Origin of the sequence: Superficieibacter electus (genome assembly GCF_002915575.1) — a bacterium.
Taxonomy (GTDB): domain Bacteria; phylum Pseudomonadota; class Gammaproteobacteria; order Enterobacterales; family Enterobacteriaceae; genus Superficieibacter; species Superficieibacter electus.
Window position 1 is genome coordinate 191,644 of record NZ_PQGD01000011.1, and the last position, 11,091, is coordinate 202,734.

An 11,091-nucleotide genomic window follows, 5' to 3' on the forward strand; every position below is an offset into this window, starting at 1 on the left:
ATCCTGAATTAGCGGATTAAAAAAGTTTATAAACAATATTCAGGATGGTCAGCAGGCCAATCGCTGTCACAAAGATGTTATCCAGTTTGCCTTTATATTTTGCCAGTGACGGTGCTTTGCGGATGGCATACATCGGCAGCAGGCAGAGCAGCGAGGCAATAATCGGCGCACCCATCGCTTCAATTAAATCGAGGATGTTCGGGTTAGCATAAGCAACAACCCAGGTGGACCCCATAATGAAGACCATGCTGATCAGATTCAGCTTACCGGTGGAGACTTTGGTTTTGTCGCCTTTATAGCCGAACTTGAGGATCAGGCCGTTTAAACCTTCCAGGGTGCCGAGATAGTGGCCGAAGAAAGATTTGAAAATAGCCACCAGTGCAATTATTGACGCGCCATATTCCAGAACGGTGGCAAACGTTGATTTAGTGCCGGAAAGCGAAGCGAAATGGTTTGCCAGATAGGAGAGCACCGGAATGTTCTGCGCTTTTGCTTCAGCCATATTTTGTGGAGAAAGGGTAAACAGGCAGCTAAAGGCGAAGAACATCACCACTGCGACCATCAGCATGCTGGCGCGGGAAATGATTTTAGAACATTTACGTTCGGTAAAGTCTCTGCCGAATTCCTTTTCATACTCTTCACGTTTTGACACGACGAACGATGACACAATCGGTGAGAAGTTAAAGGAAAACACCATAATGGAGATCCCAAGCCACACCGTTACCAGAATACCGTCGTGCCCGACAAGAGAAATGTCGCTAAGGTTAACCTGATCGACCACCGCGGAGTTCCAGTATGGGATCAGCGACAGTGAAATAAGCACCAGGCTGGCGATAAACGGGAATACCAGGAAGCTCATGACTTTAACCATCAGATCTTTACCGAAGTAAATCACGAATGCCATCAGCAACAGCAGGAACAACGCCACCACACCGCGGTTCAGCGGCATCATTTGCAACTGGTTTTCCCAGAAGGTCATAAAGGTGTTGGTAATAGTTACACCGTAGATCCACAGCAGTGGGCAGATAGCGAAGAAATAAAGAAACGTAATCACCACGCCGCCGGTTTTCCCAAAATGCTCTTCTACCGTCTCGGTAATATTCCCGGACGGATTGCTGCCTGACAGACACAGCCGCGCCAGAGCACGATGGCAGAAGAAGGCGATGGGATAAGCCAGCACCAGCATCAACAGGATCGGGATCAAGCCGCCGTAGCCGGCACGAATCGGGAAGAAAAGGACCCCGGCACCGATGGCGGTGCCGAATAATCCAAGGGTCCAGGTGGTGTCAGATTTACGCCATGACGAGGGTGTTGTCTGACCAGTAACAAGACTATCAGTGGTACTCATGTGATATCCTCAGCAAAAGTAATTAAGCATCAGCTAAACCGGTGATTTGTGAAACGCGTGACAGATCGATATTACCGCCAGAAATAATACTGACCGTTTTTCTGTTCTGAATATAACTGTCAAGTTTGCCACTCAATAATGCGGCACAGGCCAGTGCACCTGCACCTTCTGTAATCACTTTATTACGTTGAATTAATGCAACCATACTGTTGCGAATGTCATCTTCACTGACTAAAACAATATCATCGACCAGTTCACGAACTATTTCATAAGTGATAGATCCGGGGCGGGAAACATCACAGCCATCGGCTAACGTTCCACTGGTTCGATGGGTGGTAATTTCATTCGCATAATAAGAAGCGGCCATGCCATGTACGTTTTCAGATTGCACACCGATAATTTTAATTGTCGGGTTAATGGATTTAATGGCAATGGCAATACCGGCAATTAATCCACCGCCGCCGATAGGAACGATGACATTATCGACGTCATATAAATCTTCCATAATTTCAAGGCCAATGGTGCCCTGTCCGGCAATCACTTTAGGATCGTCATAAGGAGGAATAAATATCCGCCCTTCCAGCTCGACAATCTCACTGACTTTAGCAATGGTGTCGTTGAAGTTATCGCCGTGCAGCACGACCTCCGCCGAGTAATCGCAGGTGGCAGCCACTTTCGATTTAGGTGCGCCTTTCGGCATGACCACTTTACCATCAATACCCAGCATCGCGCAGGAGAGCGAAACGCCCTGCGCATGGTTGCCCGCCGAGCAGGCCACGACACCTTTACGTCGTTCGGCATCGCTGAGCGAGCTAAGTTTGTTAAATGCGCCGCGAATTTTAAAGGAGCCGGTACGTTGCATATTCTCAAATTTTAAAAATATTTCGCCCTTGCACCGCTCGCTAAAATAGTTAGAACGCGGCATTCCGGTTTTATAAATTTTCCCGGCGAGTCTTTTTTTCGCTTCAAGAACGTCTTCAATAGAGACGGGGAGTTCATAGGTAATGTGCATAATAACCTCTTAAGATAAATTCAGGTATAATTTGGCCGTCAATCTGATTAGTCAGATCTAAAATAGTTAAATGTATTAAATAAAACGTTAGTCTTCTAAAGCATCCGCCTGTCGTCGCCTTGAGTAATTAAAAGATGAGTGTTCTTTTGCTAATTCAACGAGGAAAGAAGCTGATTTTTTTAGTCTATAATTTTTCGACCAGACAGCCGCATAGCGCGCGACGGGTAGTGTGTCTTCAATCGTTAGCGTAATAAATTGATTCGATCCGAAGGGTGCAATCATGTCGCAGGGTATAACGGTCAGGAAGCCAGCATTAAGAACAAGGTTGTAAATGGTCACGACAGAATCGGTTTTAATGATGTTTTCGTTTTCAATGCCGTTATTTTGTAAGGTAGTAAGAAGCTCGCTGTAATATCCCATGTCGGTGTGCGGTAAGATCCAGCGTTCATTTTTCAATGACCCCAGGGTAGTGGGGCCGGTGCACGTTCGCGATTTACTGGCCACCAGCCGGAACTCTGATTCAAAAAGCGGCTCAATGTGGAGATCCTGGAGTTTCATTTCGTCACTCAGCGTGCCGATGGCAAAATCCAGCCGCCCGTCACGCAACGCCGGCAAGAAAGAGGAGAGCTGCGCTTCATACATGCAGACCTGCGCGTTGGGGAAGGTTTCCTGAAAGGTCTGGATCATACTGGCCATAATGGTAAAACCAATCAGCGACGGGAAGCCGAACGAGACATCAGCAACACCGCTACTGCTCATGCTGTTCATCTCGCTCACCATGTTTTTCATTTCCCTGGTGATGGATTCAGAATAGTTCAGTACCACCTGCCCGGCGCTGGTTAATGTTACGCCAGTGTTTTTACGCACAATTAATTCAATACCAAAGTAGGTTTCTATCTCGCTGATAATTTTACTTACTGCCGGTTGAGTTAATCCTAACTGTTTTGCCGCAGAGCCAATTGAACCACTGCGAATAACCTCCTGAAATACGACGAGGTGCTGTGTTTTCGGTAGGGTAAATGTTTCCATCATGCTTAACTCATCTCGTAACATCTTGCGGCTAAGTGTACGTAATTATGTTGATGATGGTATGTGCTGTTACTCACAAATCAGGAGTGGATTATTATTTCTAATGCGCGATTTTATTTTAAAAACATTAAAAATCAATAAGTTAAATAAATAAAATCTGACTTTTTGCTGATTTTCATCAATAAAAAAAGCTAAGATGAAAATATGTTATGGGGATAACTATTTTATGGTAGAGCGCCAATAAATGAGTCTATCGGATTATATTTCAATCAATTAATTAGCCGCTTAAAAAACCTGTTAAAATAAAATTTAAATAATCAAAAAATACTAATTAAATTCGGTTAATTGGCGGTGATAATGTAATAGCTCACATTTTTAGACGTGAGAGCATTCACCTCTGCAATAATAATCATTATTATATTTAATAAAAATTAAACATTTTATTTACATTATAAGCAGCGCTTTACCCTTCTTGCCGGGTGGCGGCTTCGCCTTACCCAGCCTACAAACCATCACTATCAATACGTTGTTCACGCTCCGTAGGCCTGTGCAAGCGAAGCGCCGCCAGGCATCATTCCGCGGTATACCGTTTGTCAGCAGCCTGACACTCATGAGATCGAACGATAAGTCGCGTTCTTTTCATAGAAAGCGGAGTGGACAGTCATTCATCTTCCTGCGAACACATAATGCAAAACGCCCGCCGGATTGCTCCTGCGGGCGTTTTTGAATGGTTGAAGCTGACCGATAAGCCGCGTTCTTTTCATAGAGAGTGGAGTGGACAGTCATTCATCTCTGAGGCCACGCAATGCAAAACGCCCGCCGGATTGCTCCTGCGGGCGTTTTTGAATGGTTGAAGCTGACCGATAAGCCGGGTTCTGTCGTGGACAGTCATTCATCTAGGCCAGCAATCGCTCACTGGCTCAAGCAGCCTACCCGGGTTCAGTACGGGCCGTACCTTGTGAACCCCTATTTGGCCTTGCTCCGGGTGGAGTTTACCGTGCCGCGAACTGTTACCAGCCGCGCGGTGCGCTCTTACCGCACCCTTTCACCCTTACCTGATCCCGCTTGCGCGGGCCATCGGCGGTTTGCTCTCTGTTGCACTGGTCGTGGGTTTCCCCCCCAGGCGTTACCTGGCACCCTGCCCTATGGAGCCCGGACTTTCCTCCCCTCCGCCCGTCTCCCCCGAAGGAGGACGACGACGAAGCGGCGACTGTCTGGTCAGCTTCGGCGCGCAGTATAGAGTGTTTCCACTCTGCTGTCACCTTTCGGTCAACATTCCCACCTGTAGCGTCGCGGCAATGTTGCGGGATGCGCGGTAGATATTATCAAACGCGCCCCTGAATGCTTCCTCAAGCGTGCTGATACTGGTCAGCACGCTGAACACGGCATCAATGCCATACTGGTGCACAACCCCGACATCTTTCGTCAGACTACCGGCAATGCCAATCACCGGCTTATGGTATTTTTTAGCGACCTGCGCCACGCCCACCGGCACTTTGCCGTTGATGCTCTGGCTGTCGATTCGACCTTCCCCCGTCACCACCCACGTACAATCATGGATGTGCTCTTCGAGGTTAAGCGCCTGAGTAACGATCTCAATACCGCTGCGCAACTCCGCGCCGAGAAACGCCATCAGCGCCGCGCCCATACCGCCCGCCGCACCTGCGCCGGGCACCTGTTTAACATCAATACGCAGGGATTTTTTAATGACATCGGCGTAATGGTCGAGATTGCGATCCAGTTCGACAATCAGTTCTTCGGTCGCGCCTTTTTGCGGACCAAACACGCGAGACGCACCTTTTTCGCCGGTCAGCGGATTGGTCACATCGCAAGCCACGCGGATCGTGCATTCGCGCAGGCGTGGGTCCAGGTCAGTAACATCAATCGTATTCAGGCTTATCAGGCTGCCACCACCGTTGCCGATGTCGTTGCCGTCAGCATCGCTGAGTTTTGCCCCCAGCGCCTGCACCATACCTGCGCCGCCGTCATTGGTGGCGCTACCGCCAATGCCGATAATAATATTTCTCGCACCGTGCTCCAGGGCCTGCAAAATCAGCTCGCCGGTACCACGGGACGTCGTAATTAATGGATTGCGCTGTGCGGGAGGCACCAGCGCCAGCCCACTGGCCGCCGCCATTTCAATAAACGCGGTCTTGCCATCACCGGAGATCCCCCAGCTGGCCTCAACCGGTTCGCCTAACGGCCCTGTGACCTGAGCGGTATATTCCGTCCCCTGCGTTGCGGCGATCATCGCTTCAACCGTCCCTTCCCCTCCATCAGCGACCGGAACAGAGACATATTGCGCATCAGGAAAAATTTCCCGAAATCCTTTTTCTATCGCCTGAGCTACCTCGCTGGCAGAAAGGCTTTCTTTATAAGAGTCTGGGGCGATTACGATTTTCATAGTGAGTAGCCTGTTACCACGCAACACCGAAGGATTTGCCTCTCCGGCCCACAAAGGCGTATTGCATCAGGCCCGGCAGCATGCGCCGCCGGGCAATACGTTGTTAGCGAGAGACTTCGACTTTCGCCAGTTTTTCGTAGTAGCACGCGATGGCGCTATGGTCATCGTTACCGTGACCGTCAGCACGCAGCGCCTGCATCATTTCCATTACCGCCGCGGTCAGCGGAAGCTGCGCGCCCACGCCGTGAGAGGTATCCAGCGCATTAGCCAGATCTTTAATGTGCAGATCAATACGGAAGCCCGGCTTGAAGTTACGATCCATCACCATCGGCGCTTTGGCATCCAGCACGGTGCTGCCCGCCAGACCACCACGAATCGCCTGATATACCAGATCCGGGTTAACACCTGCTTTGGTGGCCAGCGTCAGCGCTTCGGACATGGCGGCAATATTCAGCGCCACGATCACCTGGTTTGCCAGTTTGGTCACGTTACCTGCGCCAATGTCGCCAGTGTGCACCACCGAGCCAGCCATCGCTTTCATCAGATCGTAGTATTTATCGAAGATCGCTTTGTCACCGCCGACCATGACGGACAGCGTGCCATCGATGGCTTTCGGTTCGCCGCCGCTGACCGGCGCGTCCAGCATCTCAACGCCTTTTGCTTTTAAGGCTTCGCTAATTTCACGGCTTGCCAGCGGAGCGATCGAACTCATGTCGATAACCACAGTACCGGCTTTCGCGCCTTCAATAATACCGCCTTCACCCAGCGCCACTTCTTTAACGTGCGGGGAGTTCGGCAGCATAGTAATGATCACGTCACACTGCTCGGCAATTGCCTTAGCCGTCGTCGCGGTTTCTGCGCCTGCGGCCACCACGTCAGCGACGGCTTCAGGATTACGGTCAGAAACCACCAGCGAGTAACCGGCTTTAATGAGGTTTTTGCTCATTGGTTTGCCCATGATGCCCAGGCCAATGAAACCTACTTTAATGGTCATAATCGTTCTCTCTCTTCTTTCGGTGGTGGTTATTTCTTAAAGGAATCGGCGAGTTTTTGCGTCGCGCCACGGAACACGCCTAAATCGCTGCCAACGGCCACAAAGGTGGCACCCATTTCCAGGTAGCGACGCGCATCGGCATCAACCGGTGCCAGGATGCCGCACGGTTTACCGTGGGCTTTGGCGCTGGCAAAAATCTGCTTAATGCACTGCTGAACGTCCGGATGCGAAGCATTGCCAAGATGCCCCAGCGCGGCGGCTAAATCGCTTGGTCCGACAAAGATACCGTCCACGCCGTCGGTCGCCGCAATAGCATCGACGTTATCCACGCCCTGCTGGCTCTCGATCTGCACGATGATGGTGATGTTTTTGTTGGACTGCGCGAAGTAATCCGGCACGGTGCCAAACATATTGGCGCGGTGAGATACGGAAACACCGCGGATGCCTTCCGGCGGATAACGGGTAGACGCGACTGCCAGTGCGGCTTCTTCCTGAGACTCGACGAACGGGATCAGAAAGTTATAGAAGCCGATGTCCAGCAGACGTTTGATGATCACCGGCTCGTTGGTCGGTACGCGAACCACTGGCGCACTGGTACTGCCCTTCAGGGCCATCAGTTGCGGAATAAAGGTAGAAATATCGTTCGGCGCGTGTTCGCCATCCAGAACCAGCCAGTCAAATCCTGCCAGGCCCAGCACCTCGGTGCTGATCGGGCTTGCCAGCGCAGACCAGCAGCCAATCTGTACCTGCTGCGCGGCCAGCGCAGCTTTGAATTTGTTCGGGAAAATATCGTTATTCATCGTGTATACCTTGTAACTTAACCGTGAATTATTTTTGCAGTTCCATACGCTTGATGTCGCCAACGATAAACAGGTAGCAGACCATCGCCATCAGTGCTGAACAGCCTACGAAGATCAGCGCAGCGTTGAAGGAGTGCAATTCGCTCACCAGATAACCAATGACCAGCGGAGTGACGATAGAAGCAACGTTACCAAACACGTTAAACACGCCACCGCACAGGCCGACAATTTCTTTTGGCGCGGTATCGGAGATCACCGGCCAGCCCAGCGCACCAAAACCTTTACCGAAGAACGCCAGCGCCATCAGCGTCACCACCAGGGTGGTATTATTGGTGTAATTACAGAGAATAATCGTTGATGCCAGCAGCATTCCCAGCACAATCGGTAATTTACGTGCCAGCGTAATGGTTGCACCGCGTTTAATCAGGTGATCAGAGAACACCCCGCCCAACACGCCACCGGCGAAGCCGCACAGTGCCGGAATGGATGCCACCAGGCCCACTTTCAGAATCGACATGCCTTTGTCCTGCACCAGGTAAATCGGGAACCAGGTGAGGAAGAACCAGGTAATGGTATTGATGAAATACTGACCAAAAAATACGCCAAGCATCATGCGGTTGGTCAGTAGTTGCTTGATGTAATGCAGTTTCGGACCCGTGGTGGTTACGCCAGGCTTTTTGTGATCCATATCAACCACCGCACCGCCTTTAGTAATGTAGTCCAGCTCCTGAGCAGACATACGCGGATGATCGGTCGGGTTATGAATAAACTTCACCCACAGACCGGTCAGCATAAAGCCAATCACGCCCATTACGGTAAAGACATGTTCCCAGCCCCAGGCAAAGGTCAGCCAGCCGAGCAACGGCGAGAAAATGGCCAGCGAGAAGTACTGGGCCGCGTTAAACAGCGCTGAGGCCGTACCACGCTCTTTGGTCGGGAACCATGCCGCCACGATACGGGCGTTAGCCGGGAAGGATGGCGCTTCCGAGAAGCCCAGCATAAAACGCATGATAAACATGGAAATTCCCGCCCAGGCCAGCGGGAACATGTCCACAAAGCCCTGCAGGAACGTAAACAGTGACCAGAAGAACAGGCTATACGTGTAGACTTTCTTCGAGCCGAATTTGTCCAGCAGCCAGCCGCCGGGGATTTGCATCAGCAGGTACGCCCAGCCGAATGCAGAAAAGATGTAGCCCATCGAGATGGCGCTAAGATGCAATTCTTTAGCGACTTCGGTCCCGGCAATTGATAGCGTAGCGCGATCCGCATAGTTTACTGCCGTCACAATAAAGATAATCAGCAGTATTATATAGCGGGTGGGAATACCCTTTTTAGATGCAACAGCAGTATCCAGCGACATTAATTTATCCTCAGGTACGGAGTCATCTGTTTAATAATTTTTTTCAGATGAGATTACTGATTATTTATTGATGCAGGCATCTCAATAAACAGACCAGACACAATGTAATTGGCAATTAGTATAATCAGCCTGAAGCGAATACACATTGTGTATATGACCAATTAACAGGTGCTTATTTATTAATAGTTATGGCATATGCACATACTTATGGGCGCTAATCCACAGATCTTATCATTGCCCGCCTTACGCCATGCCCTACCGCGAAAATGAGTGATCTGGATCACATTCTTATTTCTTAAGTCAGTGCATTCTTAATCTCATAATATTGAGGTTTTAATCTTTTATACTTTTCTAAAACGCTCAGATTACCGTTTTTTATTATCTACTTTTGCTGGAGAATACTGGACAATGGCCGACATCGAAATTAGACAGCAGTCGCCTGCGGCGTTCTATATTAAAGTGCACGATACCGATAACGTGGCAATTATTGTCAACGATAACGGTTTAAAAGCGGGCACGCGTTTTCCTGATGGGCTGGAGCTGATTGAGCATATTCCACAAGGGCATAAAGTGGCGCTGGTGGATATTCCCATCCACGGCGAAATCATTCGCTACGGTGAAGTGATTGGTTATGCCGTGCGCGATATCGCACAGGGTAGCTGGATCGACGAATCCACCGTTGAGCTGCCAAAAGCGCCGCCGCTGAATACCCTGCCGCTGGCGACCAAAGTGCCGGAACCGCTGCCGCCGCTGGAAGGTTATACTTTCGAAGGCTACCGTAATCCGGACGGTAGCGTCGGCACTAAAAATCTGCTCGGTATTACGACCAGCGTGCATTGCGTGGCGGGCGTGGTGGATTATGTGGTGAAAATCATTGAGCGCGATCTGCTGCCAAAATATCCGAATGTCGATGGTGTAGTTGGACTTAATCACCTTTACGGCTGCGGCGTGGCAATCAACGCTCCGGCGGCGATTATACCTATTCGCACCATTCACAATATCTCGCTGAACCCAAACTTTGGCGGCGAAGTGATGGTCGTCGGCCTCGGCTGTGAAAAACTGCAGCCGGAACGCCTGTTGCAGGGGACGGAAGATGTCAAAGCCATCCCGGTTGATGACGCCAGCATTGTCCGTTTGCAGGATGAACATCACGTCGGTTTTAAATCCATGGTCGACGATATTCTGGTCGTGGCCGAGCGTCATCTGCAAAAACTGAACCAGCGCCAGCGTGAGACCTGCCCGGCATCTGAACTGGTGGTGGGTATGCAGTGCGGCGGCAGCGACGCCTTCTCCGGCGTCACCGCCAACCCGGCGGTGGGTTATGCCTCCGATCTGCTGATCCGCTGCGGCGGCACGGTGATGTTCTCTGAGGTCACCGAGGTACGTGATGCAATCCACCTGCTCACGCCGCGCGCCATCAACGAAGAAGTAGGTAAACGCCTGCTGGAAGAGATGGCCTGGTACGATAACTATCTCGACGTGGGGAAAACCGACCGCAGCGCCAACCCCTCTCCGGGCAACAAAAAAGGCGGCCTGGCGAACGTGGTGGAAAAAGCGCTCGGCTCCATCGCCAAGTCCGGTAAAAGCGCGATTTCCGAAGTGCTGTCCCCCGGCCAGCGCCCGACCAAACGCGGCCTGATTTATGCGGCGACGCCCGCCAGCGATTTTGTCTGTGGTACGCAGCAGGTAGCTTCCGGCATCACCGTTCAGGTCTTTACCACCGGCCGTGGTACGCCTTATGGCCTGATGGCGGTGCCCGTCATCAAAATGGCAACCCGTACCGAACTGGCAAACCGTTGGTATGACCTGATGGATATCAATGCGGGCACCATCGCCACCGGGGAAGAAACTATTGAGGATGTGGGCTGGAAACTGTTCCACTTTATTCTTGACGTGGCAAGCGGGCGGAAAAAAACCTTCTCGGATCAATGGGGTTTACATAACCAACTGGCGGTGTTTAACCCGGCACCGGTGACCTGATTCAGAAAGTGCGTTAACCCTGGCGGGGAGACCTGCCGGGGTTAAGGCGGATAGTTAATAAAGATCTTATTAATTAACAAGTAGGCGCAGAGTAGAACGCGTTGCCTGACGGCGCTTCGCTTGCACAGGCCTACATCTTCAAAGGCTCCCGCCAGGGAGCCTTT

General features: G+C 50.9%; 8 protein-coding genes and 1 other RNA gene. 1 reads left to right on the forward strand and 8 read right to left on the reverse strand.

The window, feature by feature from the left end; all coding sequences use genetic code 11:
* Positions 1-16 precede the first annotated feature (16 nt).
* The 8 genes from tdcC to CHU32_RS15300 form a co-directional block, all read right to left on the reverse strand.
* The gene (gene tdcC, locus CHU32_RS15265; protein ID WP_103676620.1) at positions 17-1,348 is read right to left on the reverse strand and encodes a threonine/serine transporter TdcC; all 1,332 of its coding nucleotides are present in this window, start codon (positions 1,346-1,348) and stop codon (positions 17-19) included.
* A gap of 22 nt (positions 1,349-1,370) precedes the next feature.
* Positions 1,371-2,360 (reverse strand): bifunctional threonine ammonia-lyase/L-serine ammonia-lyase TdcB, encoded by a 990-nt coding sequence (gene tdcB, locus CHU32_RS15270; protein ID WP_103676621.1) that lies wholly within the window; start codon positions 2,358-2,360, stop codon positions 1,371-1,373.
* 87 nt (positions 2,361-2,447) lie between these two features.
* Positions 2,448-3,389, reverse strand: a complete 942-nt coding sequence (tdcA, locus tag CHU32_RS15275) for a transcriptional regulator TdcA (protein ID WP_103676756.1) — start codon at positions 3,387-3,389, stop codon at positions 2,448-2,450.
* Between the two features lie 848 nt (positions 3,390-4,237).
* Positions 4,238-4,615, reverse strand: an RNA gene (gene rnpB, locus CHU32_RS15280) — RNase P RNA component class A.
* A 32-nt stretch (positions 4,616-4,647) separates the two neighbouring features.
* A complete protein-coding gene (garK, locus tag CHU32_RS15285; RefSeq protein ID WP_103676622.1) occupies positions 4,648-5,793 on the reverse strand; it encodes a glycerate 2-kinase in 1,146 nt (381 codons plus the stop codon).
* Positions 5,794-5,896: 103 nt separating this feature from the next.
* Positions 5,897-6,787 carry a 2-hydroxy-3-oxopropionate reductase gene (gene garR, locus CHU32_RS15290; RefSeq protein WP_103676623.1) on the reverse strand — a complete coding sequence of 297 codons (891 nt, stop codon included), beginning with the start codon at positions 6,785-6,787 and terminating at the stop codon, positions 5,897-5,899.
* A gap of 29 nt (positions 6,788-6,816) precedes the next feature.
* Positions 6,817-7,587 (reverse strand): 2-dehydro-3-deoxyglucarate aldolase, encoded by a 771-nt coding sequence (garL, locus tag CHU32_RS15295; protein WP_103676624.1) that lies wholly within the window; start codon positions 7,585-7,587, stop codon positions 6,817-6,819.
* Positions 7,588-7,615: 28 nt separating this feature from the next.
* Positions 7,616-8,947, reverse strand: coding sequence for an MFS transporter (locus CHU32_RS15300; protein WP_103676625.1), 1,332 nt, complete (start codon positions 8,945-8,947; stop codon positions 7,616-7,618).
* A gap of 408 nt (positions 8,948-9,355) precedes the next feature.
* Here CHU32_RS15300 and garD point away from each other — a divergent pair, with 408 nt between their 5' ends.
* The gene (gene garD, locus CHU32_RS15305) at positions 9,356-10,927 is read left to right on the forward strand and encodes a galactarate dehydratase (RefSeq protein ID WP_103676626.1); all 1,572 of its coding nucleotides are present in this window, start codon (positions 9,356-9,358) and stop codon (positions 10,925-10,927) included.
* The last annotated feature ends 164 nt before the right edge of the window (positions 10,928-11,091 follow it).